General features: G+C 41.7%; 19 protein-coding genes. All 19 read left to right on the top strand.

What is annotated here, in order from left to right; genetic code table 11:
* The first annotated feature begins 75 nt into the window (after positions 1-75).
* The 19 genes from LQ188_RS12085 (at position 76) to LQ188_RS11995 (ending at position 18409) form a co-directional block, all read left to right on the top strand.
* Complete coding sequence (locus tag LQ188_RS12085) at positions 76-435, top strand: nucleotide pyrophosphohydrolase (RefSeq protein ID WP_101223448.1); 360 nt, start codon at positions 76-78, stop codon at positions 433-435.
* A complete protein-coding gene (dapB, locus tag LQ188_RS12080) occupies positions 428-1228 on the top strand; it encodes a 4-hydroxy-tetrahydrodipicolinate reductase (protein ID WP_101222404.1) in 801 nt (266 codons plus the stop codon). Before LQ188_RS12085 ends, dapB begins: the two co-directional genes overlap by 8 nt.
* Before the next feature lie 18 nt (positions 1229-1246).
* Positions 1247-1672, top strand: a complete 426-nt coding sequence (locus LQ188_RS12075) for a methylglyoxal synthase (RefSeq protein WP_101222403.1) — start codon at positions 1247-1249, stop codon at positions 1670-1672.
* Positions 1656-2369: a bacillithiol biosynthesis deacetylase BshB1 gene (gene bshB1 / locus LQ188_RS12070; protein ID WP_101222402.1), complete on the top strand. Its 714-nt coding sequence runs from the start codon at positions 1656-1658 to the stop codon at positions 2367-2369. Before LQ188_RS12075 ends, bshB1 begins: the two co-directional genes overlap by 17 nt.
* Before the next feature lie 4 nt (positions 2370-2373).
* Entirely contained in the window at positions 2374-3513 is a 1140-nt protein-coding gene (gene bshA / locus LQ188_RS12065) for an N-acetyl-alpha-D-glucosaminyl L-malate synthase BshA (RefSeq protein ID WP_230176948.1), read from the top strand.
* A 13-nt stretch (positions 3514-3526) separates the two neighbouring features.
* Positions 3527-4711: a CCA tRNA nucleotidyltransferase gene (locus LQ188_RS12060; protein ID WP_230176947.1), complete on the top strand. Its 1185-nt coding sequence runs from the start codon at positions 3527-3529 to the stop codon at positions 4709-4711.
* Complete coding sequence (locus LQ188_RS12055; protein ID WP_230176946.1) at positions 4696-5676, top strand: biotin--[acetyl-CoA-carboxylase] ligase; 981 nt, start codon at positions 4696-4698, stop codon at positions 5674-5676. The genes LQ188_RS12060 and LQ188_RS12055 overlap by 16 nt, the downstream gene beginning before the upstream one ends.
* A 338-nt stretch (positions 5677-6014) precedes the next feature.
* On the top strand, positions 6015-6851 hold the full coding sequence (gene panB, locus LQ188_RS12050) for a 3-methyl-2-oxobutanoate hydroxymethyltransferase (protein ID WP_230176945.1): 837 nt from the start codon (positions 6015-6017) through the stop codon (positions 6849-6851).
* The gene (gene panC, locus LQ188_RS12045; RefSeq protein WP_230176944.1) at positions 6848-7696 is read left to right on the top strand and encodes a pantoate--beta-alanine ligase; all 849 of its coding nucleotides are present in this window, start codon (positions 6848-6850) and stop codon (positions 7694-7696) included. Before panB ends, panC begins: the two co-directional genes overlap by 4 nt.
* 25 nt (positions 7697-7721) lie before the next feature.
* Positions 7722-8105 carry an aspartate 1-decarboxylase gene (gene panD, locus LQ188_RS12040; protein WP_101222396.1) on the top strand — a complete coding sequence of 128 codons (384 nt, stop codon included), beginning with the start codon at positions 7722-7724 and terminating at the stop codon, positions 8103-8105.
* Positions 8106-8266: 161 nt separating this feature from the next.
* On the top strand, positions 8267-11047 hold the full coding sequence (gene dinG / locus LQ188_RS12035; protein WP_230176943.1) for an ATP-dependent DNA helicase DinG: 2781 nt from the start codon (positions 8267-8269) through the stop codon (positions 11045-11047).
* Between the two features lie 155 nt (positions 11048-11202).
* Positions 11203-11373, top strand: coding sequence for a YpmA family protein (locus LQ188_RS12030; protein WP_064505144.1), 171 nt, complete (start codon positions 11203-11205; stop codon positions 11371-11373).
* An 18-nt stretch (positions 11374-11391) separates the two neighbouring features.
* Positions 11392-11868 carry a DUF5590 domain-containing protein gene (locus LQ188_RS12025; protein WP_230176942.1) on the top strand — a complete coding sequence of 159 codons (477 nt, stop codon included), beginning with the start codon at positions 11392-11394 and terminating at the stop codon, positions 11866-11868.
* Between the two features lie 19 nt (positions 11869-11887).
* The gene (locus LQ188_RS12020) at positions 11888-13072 is read left to right on the top strand and encodes a pyridoxal phosphate-dependent aminotransferase (RefSeq protein WP_230176941.1); all 1185 of its coding nucleotides are present in this window, start codon (positions 11888-11890) and stop codon (positions 13070-13072) included.
* Between the two features lie 225 nt (positions 13073-13297).
* Entirely contained in the window at positions 13298-13975 is a 678-nt protein-coding gene (locus LQ188_RS12015; protein WP_230176940.1) for a GntR family transcriptional regulator, read from the top strand.
* A 108-nt stretch (positions 13976-14083) separates the two neighbouring features.
* Positions 14084-15001 carry a 2,4-dihydroxyhept-2-ene-1,7-dioic acid aldolase gene (gene hpaI, locus LQ188_RS12010; RefSeq protein WP_101222392.1) on the top strand — a complete coding sequence of 306 codons (918 nt, stop codon included), beginning with the start codon at positions 14084-14086 and terminating at the stop codon, positions 14999-15001.
* Between the two features lie 79 nt (positions 15002-15080).
* Positions 15081-16595, top strand: coding sequence for a 5-carboxymethyl-2-hydroxymuconate semialdehyde dehydrogenase (gene hpaE, locus LQ188_RS12005; RefSeq protein ID WP_230176939.1), 1515 nt, complete (start codon positions 15081-15083; stop codon positions 16593-16595).
* A 29-nt stretch (positions 16596-16624) separates the two neighbouring features.
* On the top strand, positions 16625-17608 hold the full coding sequence (gene hpaD / locus LQ188_RS12000) for a 3,4-dihydroxyphenylacetate 2,3-dioxygenase (RefSeq protein ID WP_101222390.1): 984 nt from the start codon (positions 16625-16627) through the stop codon (positions 17606-17608).
* 462 nt (positions 17609-18070) lie between these two features.
* Positions 18071-18409: a DUF485 domain-containing protein gene (locus tag LQ188_RS11995; RefSeq protein ID WP_230176938.1), complete on the top strand. Its 339-nt coding sequence runs from the start codon at positions 18071-18073 to the stop codon at positions 18407-18409.
* The last annotated feature ends 1 nt before the right edge of the window (position 18410 follow it).

Below are 18410 nucleotides of genomic sequence, written 5' to 3'. Positions count from 1 at the left end.
TGTCATCTGTTTCACTTTTAGCTAACATGGAGAAGGTATGATGTTTGAAAACGAAATTCAAGAATGGGTGACTATATGGAAAACCATAAGACGATTCAACAAATGCAAGCGGAAGTCGACCAATACATAGGACAATTTAAAGAAGGATATTTCAGCCCTCTGGCCATGCTGGCCCGTATGTCTGAAGAACTTGGGGAGTTGGCTAGGGAAGTCAATCATTACCATGGTGAAAAACCAAAGAAGGCAACAGAAGAAGAGAATACGATTGAAGCGGAATTGGGGGACATGCTTTTTGTGTTGATTTGTTTTGCCAATTCTTTAGGGATCGACCTTCAAAATTCGCATGATTTGGTCATGAAAAAGTTCACAACCCGTGATAAAGATAGATGGACAAGAAAAGAAGGAAAAATGGAGGAGGAAGGTAAAGATGAGTAAAGTTAAAGTGATTGTAGCTGGTCCACGTGGCAGAATGGGTAATGAAGCGGTGAAGCTTGTACATAGGACAGAAGGGTTTGAATTGGCAGCTGTCATAGATCGCAAGCATAACGGGGAAAGCCTCTCCGCAATAGAAGGTTTTCACGGTATTGAAGCACCTGTTTTTTCTGATATAAATGAATGCTTTTCTTCCGTAAAGGCGGATGTATTGATTGATTTGACCACACCGGAAGTGGGGATGCTTCATACCGAAACGGCACTTAATCATGGCATCCGCCCTGTAGTGGGAACGACTGGTTTTACTAAGGAAGATTTAACGAAGCTGGATTCATTAACAAAAGAAAAGGGCATTGGTTGCATCATCGCGCCAAACTTTGCAATTGGAGCCATTTTGATGATGAAGTTTTCCCAAATGGCCGCAAAATACTTCCCGGATGTGGAAATCATAGAAATGCACCATGATCAAAAACTGGATGCACCTTCTGGAACTGCTTCAAAAACGGCAGACATGATTGCAGCAGTACGTGAAACGAAACAACAGGGGCACCCTAATGAAAAAGAAACCATCCAGGGGGCAAGAGGCGCAAATGTAGATGGCATGCATATCCACAGTGTCCGGCTACCTGGATTGGTTGCCCATCAACAGGTGCTTTTCGGAAGTGATGGAGAGTTATTGACGGTTCGGCATGATTCCTTTAATCGAGCTTCCTTCATGTCAGGAGTCAAACTTGCTGTCGATACTGTCATGAAATTGGATGTTCTGGTATACGGCCTGGAAAATATTATTGAATAGGGATCAGGAGGGTTTACGATGAAAATTGCCTTAATTGCCCATGATATGAAAAAAGAAGATATCATTCAATTTGTAACAGCCTATAAAGATGTATTTGAGCAGCATGAATTATATGCTACAGGAACGACCGGGAAAAGAATCATGGAAGAAGTATCGCTGCCTGTCCATCGTTTTCATTCAGGACCTCTTGGAGGGGATCAGGAAATAGGTGCGATGATTGCTCGTGGAGAAATGGACATGGTCCTATTTTTCCGCGATCCATTGACATCACAGCCACATGAACCTGATGTATCGGCGCTTATACGCCTATCAGATGTTTATGAAATTCCCTTGGCGACAAATATGGGCACGGCAGAAGTGCTGATACAAGGTTTGAAGCATGGGTATATGGACTGGCTAAAACTACGGAAAAAACAAGGTGAGATAAATGATAAACAAAAGTAACATAGATATTCTGGCTTTTGGCGCACATGCGGATGATGTTGAAATCGGTATGGGTGGCACGATCGCCAAATATGCGCAACAAGGCAGGGAAATTGTCATTTGTGATTTGACAAAAGCTGAAATGTCTTCCAATGGAACCGTTCCATTGCGTCAGGAGGAAGCACATAAGGCTGCTGAAATCCTTGGGGTGAAGAGGATTTCCCTTGATTTACCCGACCGGGGCCTATACATGAAAGCGGAATACATAAATCAAATCATTACGGTCATTCGCCAATATAAGCCTGCACTTGTATTTGCACCATTTTTGGAAGATCGCCATCCCGATCATGGTAACTGTGCCAAATTAGTGGAGGAAGCAGTTTTTTCGGCAGGAGTAAGGAAATATATGGAAGAAGCAGACGTGGATTCTCATCGTGTCCAAAATATGTACTATTATATGATCAATGGGTTTCACAAACCGGACTTCGTCGTGGACATCAGTTCCACAATATCGAAAAAACTGGATAGCCTTAGGGCATATCGCAGCCAATTCGAAGAAAGTCAAGTATCTGTAGAAACACCGCTGGTTAATGGCTATATCGAGACTGTCGAGGCACGGGAGCGGATGTTCGGTAAAGAAGTGGGTGTCGCCTATGCGGAGGGATTCATGACTAAAAAACCGTTACTGATCGATGCCGACTTGTTAGGAGAAAAATAATCTTATGAAATTAAAAATTGGAATTACCTGTTACCCTACAGTTGGGGGTTCTGGTGTCGTAGCAACTGAATTAGGCAAGATGCTTGCAGAAAAAGGACATGAGATACATTTCATTTCTTCAAGCCTCCCTTTTCGCTTGAATAAGATGTACTGTAATATTTTTTATCACCAAGTTGAAGTGAACTCGTATTCTGTCTTTCAATATCCACCATATGACCTGGCGCTTGCGAGCAAGATAGCGGATGTCGTAAAACGGGAGAAATTAGATATTCTCCACGTTCATTATGCAATTCCCCATGCTGTTTGTGCAATCCTTGCAAAGCAGATGTCAGGTAATGAAGTAAAGATCGTAACCACACTGCATGGTACGGACATAACCGTATTAGGCCATGATCCCTCATTGACCAATTTGATAAAATTCGGGATAGAGCAATCGGATGTCGTTACAGGAGTATCTAATTCCCTAGTTCAGCAGACGCACGAATTAATCGCACCGGATAAGGAAATCAAAACCGTTTATAATTTTATTGATGAAAGAGATTACCATATATCCAATTCCGATTACCTTAAGGATGAATACGGAATCAGTGAAGATGAAAAAGTGATCATACATGTTTCGAATTTCCGTTCGGTCAAACGAGTGAAAGACGTCATCCAAGCTTTTTATCTAACTCAAAAGAAAATGCCTGCAAAGCTTCTGCTCGTAGGGGACGGACCGGAAGTGACAACCGTTTTGAAATTGGCTAATGATCTTGGAATCGATGATTCGGTCTTGTTTCTTGGTAAGCAGGATAACCTTGCCGAATTATATTCAATCAGTGATTTGATATTCCTGTTATCGGAAAAAGAGAGTTTCGGACTTGTGCTACTCGAGGCGATGGCATGTGGAGTTCCTTGTATAGGGACAAATATCGGGGGAATTCCTGAAGTCATCGTTGACGGGGAGACTGGTTATATTTGTGAATTGGGAGATGTCAAAATGGTTGCTGAAAAAGCGATTGGACTTTTAAGCGACCCGGTTTTACATAAACGCTTTTCTGAAGCTGCGCTGGAAAGGGCCAATACTGAATTTCACAGTGATACGATTATGGCTGAGTATGAAGCCATCTATATTCAAGCACTTGAAGGTAAATCCATCGAATAGGGAGGGGATGCTGATGGATCGGTTATTCTTAAAATCAGTACCCATTCTGGAATTGATTGAAGAAGCAGGATACGAGGCTTATTTCGTTGGCGGCTCTGTAAGGGATTATATCCTTGGCAGACCCATTAACGATGTGGACATAGCGACTTCCGCAACACCCCAGGAAATCAAAAGGATTTTTCCTAATACGGCTGATATCGGGATTGACCACGGAACAGTGCTCGTCATAACGGATACGGGTACATACGAAATTACGACGTTTAGAACGGAAAGCGGGTATTCGGACTTTCGCAGACCCGATGCTGTACAATTTGTCCGTTCTTTGACTGAGGATTTGCAAAGAAGAGATTTTACGATGAATGCAATGGCAATGGATAAGACCGGTAAAATCATCGATCCATTTAATGGTAAGCGAGATTTGGCTGAAAAAAGGATCATCACGGTTGGTAACCCGCATGAAAGGTTTCATGAGGATGCATTGAGAATGATGCGTGCATTAAGATTCATCAGTCAACTTGATTTTGAACTGGATCAAGAAACCTTTGATTCCCTTAAAGAAAACGCCCAGATCATCAGTGAAATTGCTGTCGAAAGAATCCTGGTTGAATTTGAGAAACTATTGGCAGGCTCGAATAAGTTAAGGGCTTTTTCACTCTTGCTGGAAAGCGGTTTATATAAATACCTACCTCTATTCTCCAGTAAAAAGGAACATTTAATGGAATTACTGAACCTGCCGCTTCATCAACTGAAAGCGGCAGAAATATGGTCTATAATCATGGTTCACACAAAAGATCAGGAAATGGAAGAGGCTTTGAGGGAATGGAAGCTGCCATTGAAAAGCATAAGAAACGTTCAACGTACGATACAGCTAGTGAAGAAAGAAGATCCATCAGCCATCGATGTATTTCAGGCAGGGCATGACGTAACTGTACAAGCTGCAAAAGTCAGGGCGGCGATGACTGGCGGGAATGTATCGGATGCGGAGGAGAATGCACATCAAAGCTATAATGGACTTATTATTAAACAAATGTCGGATCTTGCCGTTACGGGAACGGATTTATTGAATTGGCAACAAGAAAAGCCAGGTCCATGGGTCAAGGAATACTTGGGAAAAGTATTGAAAGCTGTCTTGAATGAAGAATTAAGAAATGATAAAGAAGAAATAAAGAGGTGGCTGGTGAAATGCAATCTGAGTTAAGAACAATGCTGATGGAAGCCCTCTCAAAAGCGGATGGTGCGTTTATATCCGGTCAGGAAATTGCTGAATACATTGGCTGTTCGCGCACAGCTGTCTGGAAGCATATAGAAGACCTGCGCAGTGAAGGGTATAATGTTGAGGCCGTAAGGAAAAAAGGCTACCGGATCATATCAGCGCCGGAAAAAGTGTCCGAGAGCGAAATACAGCTTGGCTTGGAAACAAAAACGATCGGCAAGCTGATCCACTATCAGGAAACTGTAGAATCCACGCAAAAAATTGCGCATCAACTCGCAAATGAAGGCGTTCAGGAGGGGACCCTCGTCGTTGCCGAGGAGCAGATATCCGGAAAAGGAAGGCTAATGAGATCTTGGCATTCCCCAAAATTCAGCGGCATATGGATGAGTCTCATCTTGAGGCCGAAAATCCCGATTCATGAGGCTCCACAGCTTACATTATTGGCCGCGGTCGCTGTTGCTCAGGCTATAGAGGATACCACTGATTTGAAGCCGCAAATAAAGTGGCCGAATGATATTTTGGTGAATCGCAAGAAAGTGGTGGGCATCCTTACGGAGATGCAGGCGGAATCAGATAGGATCCATTCTGTCATTATCGGAATTGGAATGAATATCAATCAGCAATTGGAGGATTTTCCTGAAGATCTGCAGGAAAAAGCGTCTTCCCTTCTCATAGAAAGTGGAGTGACGGTTTCAAGGTCCAAGGTCATTCAACGAGCATTGTTTCGTCTGGAAAATTTGTACGAACTCTATTTAGATCAGGGCTTCATGCCAATAAAGGATTTATGGGAGAGTTATGCGATCAGTCTTGGACAGGTAATCAAAGCGAGTACCGTTAATGACACGATTGTCGGAAAAGCGTTGGGCATAACGGATTCAGGCGTTTTACTTCTTGAAGACGGCAAAGGAACCGTACATTCGATATATTCTGCAGATATTGAAATTCAGTAGATTTTTGTCAAATTCGTGAAAATTAAATAGAAATTTTCAATTTGGCTTGATATAATGCAAGTGGGCAGTATCATGTGAACTGCACCCCCATAAATACCAAATTATTTGAAAATCTGCCTTGATCCAGAGAACTGGACGGGGACGGAGGGATGAAACTTCTGATGAAACAAAGGGGTTGACTAAAAGATGAGTCTGTTTATTGATCGAATTGTGGCTTTTTCAGCCATTTTTCGTAGCGAAACAGATACTTTTTTAGTCAGTCCTTTTTTTGCGGATGAATGTATAGACACCAGTTTTCGCTGATGTTTTCATCTCCTCCATCAAAAGGAGGAAACGTAATGAAATTGTCCGGAGATTTTTTGAAAATGAAACAAAATCAAGAGAAGATTGTCATGCTGACGGCTTATGATTACCCGTCAGCAAAGTTAGCCGAACAATCAGGTGTAGACATGATTTTAGTCGGAGATTCTTTAGGAATGGTCGTATTGGGATATGATTCAACGATTCCAGTTACGGTGAATGACATGATCCATCATACAAAGGCAGTAAAACGCGGGGCACCAAATACATTTGTCGTAACGGATATGCCATTTATGAGCTATCACCTATCTATGGATGAAACACTCAAGAATGCAGCCCGGATCATGCAGGAAGGTCATGCGGATGCCGTAAAGCTTGAGGGAGCGGATGATGTTGTTGAAAAAATATCAGCATTGACCAAGGCGGGCATCCCGGTTGTAGCCCATCTTGGCTTGACTCCTCAATCAGTCGGCGTTCTGGGCGGATATAAAGTACAAGGAAAAGATGCCGAAAGTGCAGCACAGCTCTTGGAAGATGCGAGAAAGTGTGAAGCTGCGGGGGCGATGGCAGTAGTCTTAGAATGTGTTCCATATCAAGTGGGGGAACTCGTCACACGGAACCTTGACATTCCAACCATTGGAATTGGGGCAGGAGCTGAAACGGATGGTCAAGTCCTCGTTTACCATGATGTCATCAAGTACGGGGTAGACCGGCTGGCGAAATTCGTAAAAGTTTATGGAGATGCAAATGAACTGATTGGCCAATCGATTACAAGCTTCGTGAATGAAGTGAAATCTAAAGTTTTTCCGTCGGAGAAACATACATTCACGATGAAGGAAGAGCAGCTTTCCGAACTTTACGGAGGGAAAAGATGAAAACATTTACATCAGCAGCTGCTTTGCAATTGGCACTTAGAGAGGAAAAAAACAATAACAAAAGCATTGGCTATGTAGCGACAATGGGGTTTTTACATGAGGGGCATGCAACCCTTCTGGAAAAGGCGCGTAAAGAAAATGACATTGTGGTATTAAGTATTTTTGTCAATCCGACGCAATTTGGACCCAATGAGGATTTTGAAACATATCCGCGGGATTTGGAACGGGATGAAAAAGTCGCAGCCAATGGCGGAGTTGATTATCTCTTCTATCCAACTGTCCACGAAATGTACGGTGAAGAACCATCTGTAAAAGTTGTTGTCCAAAGCAGGACGGATGTTTTATGCGGCAGACAAAGGCCCGGACACTTTGATGGTGTTGCGACAGTCTTAACGAAATTCTTCAATATCATCCTTCCTGATAGAGCTTACTTTGGTAAGAAGGATGCCCAGCAAGTCGCCGTGATAGATGGACTGATCAAAGACTTCAATTTCCCTATTCAGCTTATTGCTGTAGATACTGTACGTGAAGAAGATGGGTTAGCGAAGAGCTCGCGAAATGTGAACCTATCAGTTCAGGAGCGCTTGGAGGCTAAAGAGCTGTACCAAAGTTTATTGAAGGCCAAAGAGGCGGTTGAATCAGGTGAAAGAAATGCAGCAACCGTCACGGCTCTATTAAGTGAACATATTGGTGCCCACACAAGTGGAGTGATCGACTATATTGAAGTCTATCAATACCCTGAACTTAAACCGCTTGAATCGCTGGCTGGAAACATCATCATTGCAATGGCTGTAAAGTTCAAGCATGCAAGACTAATTGATAATATCACTTTAAATGTAGAATAATTCATGAAAATCAGGGGGTATTGAGATGTTTCGAACGATGATGAATGGAAAAATCCACCGTGCAAGGGTTACTGAGGCTAATTTGAACTATGTAGGCAGCATTACGATTGATGAAGATATAATTGATGCGGTGGGTATTCTGCCTAATGAAAAAGTCGCCATCGTGAATAATAATAATGGTGCACGACTTGAAACGTATGTGATTGCGGGAGAACGGGGCAGCGGTGTCGTGTGTTTGAACGGAGCGGCAGCAAGACTGGTGCAGCCGGATGATATCGTGATAATCATTTCTTATGTGATGGTTTCAGAGGATAAACTGGGGGATCATAAACCAAAAGTTGCGATCATGGATGAAAATAACAAAATCATTGATCTGATTTCAAACGAACCTGCAGCTACTGTCATGTAAGCGGAGGGCCGGCACAATATGCATGGATCATGCATACAGGTGCCGGCCCTTTTCGTCCGTTGATGAACCGCTTGTTTCCTTTATTACGATTATTATGGTATAAAAAAGATAAGAGAATTCCATCAGGAAGTGGAGAAAGTGAAGTTTGAGGTGTACAATTCATGATGCAACGATATGTAGTGGTCGATTTGGAAACAACAGGGAATTCTCCGAAAAAAGGGGATAGGATTATTCAATTTGCTGGCGTGGTCATCGAAAATGACCAAATTGTGGATGAATACTCCACATATATCCACCCTGGACAGGAAATTTCCTTGTTTATTGAAGAGTTGACCGGAATAAGCAACGAGACGGTAAAAAATGCACCTGACTTTGAAGATGTTGCAGGAAATATTGCCCGGCTTATAGAAGGGGCTTGTTTTGTTGCCCATAATGTATTATTTGATTTATCTTTTCTACAGGAAGAACTAGTACGATGCGGGTTTGAGCCGTTTTATGGTTCCACCCTTGATACAGTGGAGTTAGCGAAAATATTAAAACCAACATCCGATGGATATAAGCTGCACCAGCTGGCTAAAGAAGAAAATCTAGATCATTCCAGGCCCCATCAAGCGGATAGTGATGCATATGCGACCGCTTTATTATTATTGGAATTGAAAAAAAAGCTGATGAATCTTCCAGTGATGACACTTAAACAGTTATATCGATTATCATATTCCTTACAAAGTGAGATTTCCGAATTGATAGATGCTTGCATTGCAAGCAAACTTGCTAAAGCAGAAGTCCATTCACCTGATCTTATTACTTATAGGGGCCTTGCATTTAAAAAGGCCGAAGACGAAGGTGATCAAAAAGACACGGGGGCGGAATTTCCGCTTGATGATGAGAAAAAAATAGCCATGCTTCAAAGTGCATACCCTGCCTTTGAAGCAAGAAGCGGACAACTTGATATGATGAACATGATTCACCATTCCTTCGAATCCAGCCAGGATGCAATCATTGAAGCTGGGACAGGTATTGGGAAATCCATAGGCTATCTGCTTCCGGCCGTCTATTTTGCAAAAAAACATCATAAACCTGTCGTCGTTTCAACATACACGCTTCAGCTACAGGATCAACTTCTTCAAAATGAGGTTCCCAAGCTTAAAAAAATACTTCCCTTTACCTTTCAAGCTGTTTTGCTAAAGGGGAGAAGTAATTATTTGAGCTTGGCAAAGTTTGAAAGGGCATTGCGTGAGAAGGAAGATAATTATGAAACGGCATTAACGAAAATGCAGATATTGGTTTGGCTTACCGAAACCTTAACAGGCGATAAAGATGAATTGAATCTTACAAGCGGCGGTCAGCTATTTTGGAATCGGCTGCAAAGTGATGGTCTTACATACGCCGGATTAAAACAGCCCTGGCTTGAATTGGATTTTTTTGAACGGGCAAAAAGAACAGCCGCCAAGGCGGATATCATCATTACTAACCATTCATTTTTAATGACGGATCTGCTTACAGAAGATGCCTTGATTCCAAAAAAAGGGTATTTGATACTCGATGAAGCACACCATTTGGAACAGGCAGCATCTAAACAGCTTGGGAGCAGGCTAAATTACATTTCGGTGAAGACGGTTTTAAACAGACTAGGGACATCAGATCAAAAGCAATTATTATATAAATTGGGCAGGATGCTCATAAATAATGGACTGGCCGAGGGGAAGTCCACGCATGAATTAGATCAAAAGCTTAGTGATTTTTCATATGAATTCGAACAGCTTTTTTATTACATTTCCAATCAGGCGGAAAAACTTTCACGTTCCAAGAGTCCGAAACGGCTTTCATTCAAGATAGATGATGGAAGATGGGGTAAGGCGATTCTGGTCGCTGAGCGATTGGTGGATTTATTAGGATACATCATCACGGAGTTAGAGAAAAGATTGGCCCTTTTATTGAATAATGAGTCCCCATTAGGAAAAAATTCATTATTTCATTTGAATGATATCGAGGTGCTGCTTGGACATTTACAGGATACCAGGGACTCCTTGCATGAATTCTTCATCAAGCCGCATGAAGAAAATATTTATTGGCTTGATTATACGAATGCAGCACCCCAGCATGGGGTGACTTTGACGGTTCAGCCGATTGCAGGAAGCAAACGGTTATGGGATTCCTATTTCGGACGCCAAAAAAGTGTGGTCATGACATCGGCAACCCTCGTTGTGAAAGATTCTTTTAAGTATTTTAAAGAACAACTCGGTTTAGAGAATGAACCAATGCAGACAGCAAGTTTTCCTTCTCCCTTTCCTTATAAGGAACTCGTAAAGGTACTGGTTCCAAATGATCTACCAGATATCAATTGCTTATCGGTGGAGGAATTCTCCGAAACCGCGGCAAACCATATTATTGCTGCCGCTCAAGCAGCGAAAGGGAGGATGATGGTATTATTCACCTCGCATGAAATGCTGCGGGCGACCTATAATTCCATCAAAGACAGTGGGGTTCTGGATGAGTTCACCCTGTTTGCACAAGGGATTTCTGGCGGAAGCCGGATGAGGCTGCTCAGGAATTTCCAAAACTTCGAGAAAGCAGTCCTGTTTGGAACAACCAGCCTATGGGAAGGCGTCGATATCCCAGGCGAGGATTTATCTTGTTTAATCATTGTCAGGCTGCCATTTTCGCCACCGGATGAACCAGTGACAGCAGCAAAATGTCAACTTCTCGAGAAGCAAGGGCGTAATCCTTTCTCTGCTTTTTCTTTACCTGAGGCCCTGTTAAGGTTCCGGCAAGGATTCGGCAGGCTTATACGGACGCCAGAAGATAAAGGGGTTTTGGTTATACTTGATCGCCGCATAATCACTGCCAAATACGGACCTGAATTTCAAAAGGCCATTCCCGAAGTGAACTGGCACCAAGCCTCAATAACAGAAATGGCTGAAATGATAGAGAAGTGGATTTAAAGAATCTTTAGATATTTCATTAATCTAAAATGGATTTTTATGAATTTATAAAGAAAAATAACCTTTGAACTGGTATAATGTGATAGGTGGTAAAGCCTTCAAATCCTATTCATACCAGTGGTTGTTGACAATTTATTAAAATGGAGGGGCGTCTCATGGAAAGTAAAATCGAAGTAATTTCAACAGTCAGGTTGCAACATTCTCCTGATCTGTATAAAATTGTGGATTCCTTGAACCGAACATTGAAAAAAGATGATTTAATGTTCGGTCTGGCATTGGATTCCGAAGATCAAGAAAAAGCGATATTTACAATTTATCGTACATAGAAAGAGGGAAAAGCAGCTTTGAAAAAATGGTTGATTATTGCTTCCATCCTGGTCCTTTGTTTTATCGGATTTGTCAGCGGGGCATATATTAAAGCGTTGCAGCCTAAAAAAGAGGCTGGTAATGAGGCTTTTAAAAAGGCGAAGGAAGAGGGCGGCCTTGTGACCATGGAAGAATTCTACCTTTATAATGGGCAGGATTCATACTCCGTCATCATTGGTAAGGGAGAAAAAGGGACTAAAAAAATAGTCTGGCTTCCTGAGAACAAGAAGAAAGAAATAGTAGTGGAAAACTATAAAGATGGTAAATCAAAAAAAGAGATTTTAAACATTGTCAAAGAAAAGCTTAATCCCCAAAAAATCATTTCGGTTAAGCTAGGCATGGAAAAAAACGTTCCGCTTTGGGAAGTAACGTATCTTGATGAATCCGAGCGTTTTAACTATGACTATTATGATTTTAAAACTGGGGAATGGCTAAAGTATTATCGAAGCATTTAGAATGGAGGATTAATTTAATATGAAATTAGCGAACCGGGTTCAGTCATTAACGCCATCAACAACATTGGCCATTACGGCAAAAGCAAAGGAGCTTAAGGCCCAAGGTCTGGATATAATTGGTTTGGGTGCTGGTGAACCAGACTATAATACACCCCAACATATCATAGATGCAGCACTTCTATCCATGAATGAAGGTCAAACTAAATACACGCCATCCGCTGGTCTGCCGAAGCTAAAAGAAGCAATTGCGGCTAAATTGAAGCGTGATCAAGGCTTGGATTACAAACCGTCTGAAATTGTAGTTGGCTCAGGTGCAAAGCACTCGCTTTACACATTGTTTCAAGCTATCCTGGACGAAGAAGATGAAGTCATTGTTCCGATACCATATTGGGTGAGCTATCCTGAGCAAATCAAGCTTGCTGACGGAAAGCCGGTTTATGTAGTCGGTACGGAAGAAAATCAATATAAAATCACTAAAGAACAATTAGAACAAGCAATTACCGAAAAAACGAAAGCGGTTATCATCAACTCGCCAAGCAATCCAACGGGCATGCTTTACTCCAGGGAAGAATTGGCGGCTATCGGGGAAGTTTGCCTGGCTCATGATATCTTGATCGTTTCCGACGAAATTTACGAAAAATTGGTATATGGAAATGCTAAACATACATCCATTGCAGAGATTTCACCTGAATTGAAAAAGCAAACGATCATCATCAATGGTGTTTCTAAATCGCATTCGATGACTGGCTGGAGAATAGGTTATGCAGCCGGTGATGAGTCCATCATTAAAGCAATGGCGAACCTTGCCAGCCATAGCACATCAAATCCTACCACAACTGCTCAATATGGTGCGATTGCGGCTTATGAAGGTACGCAGGAGCCTGTTGAGGAAATGCGTCAGGCATTTGAAGGCCGTTTGAATAAGATATATGATAAATTGGTTGAAATTCCAGGCGTAAGCTGCATTAAACCACAAGGGGCATTTTATTTATTCCCGAATGTTAAACGTGCAGTTGAATTAACAGGGTACAGCAATGTCGAAGATTTTACGACTGCGTTGCTGGAAGAAGCTCAAGTGGCTGTTATTCCAGGTTCAGGGTTCGGTGCACCTGATAACATCAGACTCTCTTATGCAACTTCACTGGAGCTGCTGGAAGCAGCAGTTGAAAGAATACATTCATTCGTTAAATCAAAAATGGCATAATTTTTTAATAACCTGCAGACTACCTGGCTACATCAGTGTCTGCAGGTTATTTTAGTTGAATTATATCTATGGCACAGGAAAGGTCGATTACTGATCTCCCTTTTTATCAATGGAGTTTTTGTCCCATTAAGTCCTGCAGAGAAACAGTACATAAAGAAAAAAATCATATATGATTTTTAATAAAAATCGATTGCAATCATATATGATTTCATATATGATGAAAATATGGAAGAGAAAAACAAAATACCCAGCAAAAAGCAAATAGCTTATGAGCACCTTCGTAAATTAATTTTGGATGGAACATATGGTTCTGGACAGCGGATCATTATCGATCAAACGGCAAAAGAACTTAGTCTAAGTCCGATTCCTGTCAGGGAAGCGATCAGACAACTGGAATCCGACGGCCTTATTCAATATAAGCCTTATAGTGGAGCAGTGGTTACAAGTATTAATGAGAGCGAATACATTGAAACTCTTTCAGTTCTATCTTTGCTTGAAGGATATGCAGCTGCCCTTAGTTCTTTAACGATGAAAGATGATGATTTTGAAAATCTGATTAATTTAAACAAGGAAATGGAAAAAGCCCTCCATAACTTTGAATTAGAGCTGTTTGGTAAGTTAAACGAATGTTTCCATGAGGAAATTTATGAAAAGTGCGGAAATTCCTTTTTGAAGGAGGAAATTAAACAGGCTCAACAAAGAATGAATAGAGTCAGAAAGTCCATGTTCACCATGGTACCGCAACGCGCAGTCCAATCGATTCGCGAACATGAAAGCATCATAAAGCTTTTAAAGGAAAAAGCATCTTTTGAAGAAATTGAATCTCTGGTGAGAAAGCATAAACTGAATGCCATCAATACATTCAAGCAGAGGTCGGAAACTAATCACGATCAGGCACTTTGATGACCCAGGCCTTGTTTTATAATAGTCGATCGATTATTCATAAAAGCAAGGCCGATTTTTTCGTTTAATTATTCCGAATATTCAAATAACGAAAGGGCGGTAGAAAAAATGTACGAGGAAATCAAAAGTCGTTTAAGAGGATCCATAGCTCCAATTATCACTCCATTTGATGACAAGATGGAAGTGGATGTAAAGGCCATTGAAAATCTAGTAAACTGGCATATTGAAAGCGGTTCCCATGGAATCTCGGTATGCGGGACTACCGGCGAGCCGAGTTCTCTAACGATTGAGGAACGGGAATTAGTGATGGAAACGGCAATCAAAGCAGCAAAAGCACGTGTTCCGGTTGCACCAGGTACTGGATCTGCCAATCAGAAAGAAACATTGCATTTGACTAAAAGGGCACAGGAAATGGGGGCTGATGCTGCTTTAGTCATCGTTCCTTATTACAATAAGCCGAATCAGCAGGCACTTTACAATCACTTTAAGACGGTGGCCGATTCCGTTGATATCCCGCTTATCGTTTATAACATTCCCGGAAGAACTGCAACGAATTTGGAAGTTAAGACATTGGCACGCCTTGCTGAAGATTGTGAAAATATAATTGGCGTAAAGGAATCTAATAAAGATTTTGAACATGTGAACCGTGTCTTATTGAATTGCGGAAGGGATTTTCTCTTATATTCTGGCATCGAATTATTATGTTATCCGATGCTGGCTATTGGAGGAGCAGGACATATTAGTGCTACAGCTAATATCACTCCTAAAGAAGTGGCTGAAATTTATAACCATTGGGTGGAGGGTGATGTGGAAAAGGCACTTGACCTCCATTACAAATTAATGCCATTGAATGATGTTTTGTTTAAAGAAACCAATCCAGGACCATTAAAAGCTGCGATGGGGATGATGGGGAAAATCAATCCTGCATTACGGCCGCCGATGGGACCGCCTTCGGAACCGTTGGAAAAAGAACTGCGTGAAACCCTTCAATCATACGGTTTGATTGACCAAAAAATCCAGTCATAATTGCTAGATTGGGAAGATTGCACAAATCCAAACGATTATTGTCATCTTCCTGAATTAATTTTTAAAGGAGGATTTATTCATGCAAACTTTTCCGGTGCAAGATGTCAAGCATTACATCAATGGTCAATTTGTTGATGGAATCTCAGGAAAAACATTTGAAAATCTAGGCCCTTTTAATAATCAAGCAATCAATAATGTGGCAGAAGGATTTAAAGAGGATATTGATCAAGCGGTAGCCGCCGCAAGAGCTGCATTCGATAACGGTCCATGGAGAACGATGAAAGTGGAAGAAAGATTGAAGTACATTAATAGGATTGCTGATTTAATTGAAGAGAATGCCGAAGAAATTTCCTTTTTGGAATCCCTTGATACAGGGTTGCCGATTAGCCAGACAAAAAAACAGGCGGCAAGGGGAGCGGAGAATTTCCGTTTTTATTCTGAAATGGTGAAAAGCAGGCTGATAGGGGAGTCGTATCAAGTGGATGACACTTTCATCAATTATACGATTCATAAATCGATAGGAGTCGCAGGATTAATCACTCCTTGGAATGCGCCTTTCATGTTAGAAACCTGGAAGATCGCCCCGGCTCTGGCTACAGGTAATACATGTGTCCTTAAACCGGCGGAGTGGTCTCCATTGACTGCCAATAAATTAGCACAAATCATTGACCAATCCGGTCTGCCAAAGGGCGTATTCAATATCGTTCACGGTTTTGGGGAGACAGCTGGGGCGTCCTTGGTTGCCCATCCAGAGGTCCAATTGATATCCTTTACCGGAGAAACGACAACTGGCGCTGAAATCATTAAAAATGGTGCGGATACGATGAAACGTTTTTCCATGGAACTCGGAGGTAAATCACCAGCCGTCATTTTTGAAGATGCCGATCTGGAAAAGGCCCTGGATTCGGTGGTTTGGGGAATCTATTCATTCAATGGGGAGCGATGCACAGCCAATTCCAGATTATTTGTCCATGAATCGATAATAGACCAGTTCGTTGCAGAATTGAAGGAACGTGTTCATAATATCAAAATTGGAAACCCAATGGATCCAGAAACGGAAATCGGACCGCTGATCCATCGTGACCACTTTAATAATGTCTCCCGTTATCTGGATATAGCAAAAGATGAAGGGGCTGAAATTATAAGCGGTGCGATACCAAGTGCGTTCAACGAAGGGAATTATATTGCCCCGACGCTTCTCTTGAACTGTACAAATGATATGACGGTAGCACAAGAAGAGATTTTTGGACCAGTCATGGCAGTCATTCCTTTCAAGACCGAAGAGGAAGTACTGAGAATGGCTAATGATGTAAAGTATGGGCTTGCTGCATATGTATGGACAAATGATATGAAACGGGGACATAGGTTTGCTCAAGCTGTCGATAGTGGGATGGTATGGGTGAATTCCCAAAACGTAAGGGATTTGAGGATACCGTTTGGAGGATCGAAATATAGTGGGGTAGGACGTGAAGGTGGCCATTATAGCTTTGAATTCTATACGGAAACACAAGTTATCCACGTAGCAATTGGAGAACATCACATTCCGAAATTTGGGGACATAAAACGAAATGCCGTTTCTTCTGCTGAAAAATAATCGGGTGTCATAAAGAAGGGGAGAATACAATGAATTTTTCTATTATTCGTGTTGCGAGAACGATACTTAATGTAACGGATTTAGATAAATCAAGAGCCTTTTATGTGGATGCTTTAGGTTTTATTGAAACGGAAAGAACGAATGATCACATATATTTACGTGGTTTAGAGGAAGCGCATCATCACTCGCTTATCTTGCAAAAGGCAGAAAAGCCAAGCGTTGAAGCGATAGGATACAAGGTTGAAAAAGAGGAAGACCTTGAAGAATTGGAATCTTTCTTCCTGTCCAAGGGAATGAAAATGAAGTGGATGAAGGAAGGAACACAGCATGCACTAGGCAAGTCGCTCCGAGTTCAGGATATTTCAGGATTGCCAATCGAGTTTTTCAGCAAAATGGATAAAGCAGAGAGATTGCTGCAAAGATTCGATATGCATAGGGGGTCAAGGGTCCAAAGGATCGATCATGTGAATTGTAATGTAACAAATGTCCAAAAAGCCTATGATTTTTATGTGAAAGAATTAGGTTTTGCCTGCTCGGAAGATACAGTGGATGAGTCGGGCCAATTATGGGCTACGTGGCTACATAGAAAGCAAACCGTCCATGACCAGGCATTCATGAACGGAATCGGTCCAAGACTTCATCATGTAGGCTTCTTTCTGCCTGACCCCCTTGCAATTATCCATGCCTGTGATGTACTGGCATCACTTGGATATGCACAGTCCATAGAACGCGGACCAGGAAGGCATGGCCTATCCAATGCATTCTTCCTATATTTAAGAGACCCGGACGGTCACAGAATCGAATTATACAATGGGGATTACTTAACATCTGACCCGGATATCGAACCGATTCATTGGGATTTGAATGATCCAAGACGCCAGACATTTTGGGGAGCAAAAGCCCCGGATTCATGGTTTGATGAGGCTTCTGCTGTCCTTGATATAATATCAGGTGAAGAAGTTCCTCTTAAAGAACCGATTCTGGCAAAAAGCAAGCCTGAATTCATCATCTGAAAAAAGCGGGATTCAGGATGAATGATCGAGTGTTTCGGCAAAAACATACATTGACCGCACATTGTCATTTTGATAGGGCGCTTGTTTATATATACCTGTTCCAAGACCAATTGTCACCGTTTAGGGAATTGGTGAAAGTTTGATGGAAAACTGGAAGATTTGAAACGTGAAAGTATAAATAAACTAAAACGGATGAAGGATATGCAAGCTAAGTCTATTGCGAAAGTGCAAGCCTTCTATAAGATATAGTCTGGGACAGGGCAGCAGTGGGAACTAACTGCTGCCCTATCTGTATGTGTCACCGGTTAGACAAAATGCGTTCGGAAAGCTTAGGGATGGGCTTAGCCCTTCTTGTGCAGATAAGTTGTTTGGGTTTTTGGAAAATGATTTGGCAATGGAAAGGCTCAATACTATTTATAGTGCCGTCCTTTGAAAAATAAATATCAGAAGAGGTGTGAAGAGATGGTTCGGTTGGGAAAAAACCTTCAAGAATCGGAACAAACTAATCTAGTGGATTATGAAAGGATTGTTGCTTCCAAAGAGTTTCAGAATATGCTTTCCGATAAAAAGAAATTCGTCATCCCTTTTACGATATTCTTTATGGGATATTCCCTGCTTTTGCCCTTCTTAGTTTTTTACACTGATATCCTGGATCACCCTTTCATTGGAGACATAACATGGGCGTGGGTGTACGGTGTCTCCATCACGGTTATGTCTGTATGGGTTTGCAGCGTATATGTAAGGAAATCCGAAAGAATCGATGAACAAATAAAAGAAATCATCGAGAAAGAAGGGCTTTGAA

Origin of the sequence: Peribacillus sp. Bi134 (genome assembly GCF_918698065.1) — a bacterium.
GTDB lineage: Bacteria > Bacillota > Bacilli > Bacillales > DSM-1321 > Peribacillus.
This window is presented reverse-complemented; position numbering and strand designations above follow the sequence as displayed.

Coding starts and splice junctions, on each gene's coding strand:
- dapB (WP_101222404.1), top strand. CDS start 428: ATGAGTAAAGTTAAAGTGATTGTAGCTGGTCCACGTGGCAGAATGGGT.
- LQ188_RS12055 (WP_230176946.1), top strand. CDS start 4,696: ATGCAATCTGAGTTAAGAACAATGCTGATGGAAGCCCTCTCAAAAGCG.
- LQ188_RS12060 (WP_230176947.1), top strand. CDS start 3,527: ATGGATCGGTTATTCTTAAAATCAGTACCCATTCTGGAATTGATTGAA.
- panD (WP_101222396.1), top strand. CDS start 7,722: ATGTTTCGAACGATGATGAATGGAAAAATCCACCGTGCAAGGGTTACT.
- hpaD (WP_101222390.1), top strand. CDS start 16,625: ATGAATTTTTCTATTATTCGTGTTGCGAGAACGATACTTAATGTAACG.
- dinG (WP_230176943.1), top strand. CDS start 8,267: ATGATGCAACGATATGTAGTGGTCGATTTGGAAACAACAGGGAATTCT.
- panC (WP_230176944.1), top strand. CDS start 6,848: ATGAAAACATTTACATCAGCAGCTGCTTTGCAATTGGCACTTAGAGAG.
- LQ188_RS12020 (WP_230176941.1), top strand. CDS start 11,888: ATGAAATTAGCGAACCGGGTTCAGTCATTAACGCCATCAACAACATTG.
- bshB1 (WP_101222402.1), top strand. CDS start 1,656: ATGATAAACAAAAGTAACATAGATATTCTGGCTTTTGGCGCACATGCG.
- panB (WP_230176945.1), top strand. CDS start 6,015: ATGAAATTGTCCGGAGATTTTTTGAAAATGAAACAAAATCAAGAGAAG.
- bshA (WP_230176948.1), top strand. CDS start 2,374: ATGAAATTAAAAATTGGAATTACCTGTTACCCTACAGTTGGGGGTTCT.
- LQ188_RS11995 (WP_230176938.1), top strand. CDS start 18,071: ATGGTTCGGTTGGGAAAAAACCTTCAAGAATCGGAACAAACTAATCTA.
- hpaI (WP_101222392.1), top strand. CDS start 14,084: ATGTACGAGGAAATCAAAAGTCGTTTAAGAGGATCCATAGCTCCAATT.
- LQ188_RS12030 (WP_064505144.1), top strand. CDS start 11,203: ATGGAAAGTAAAATCGAAGTAATTTCAACAGTCAGGTTGCAACATTCT.
- hpaE (WP_230176939.1), top strand. CDS start 15,081: ATGCAAACTTTTCCGGTGCAAGATGTCAAGCATTACATCAATGGTCAA.
- LQ188_RS12075 (WP_101222403.1), top strand. CDS start 1,247: ATGAAAATTGCCTTAATTGCCCATGATATGAAAAAAGAAGATATCATT.
- LQ188_RS12085 (WP_101223448.1), top strand. CDS start 76: ATGGAAAACCATAAGACGATTCAACAAATGCAAGCGGAAGTCGACCAA.
- LQ188_RS12015 (WP_230176940.1), top strand. CDS start 13,298: ATGGAAGAGAAAAACAAAATACCCAGCAAAAAGCAAATAGCTTATGAG.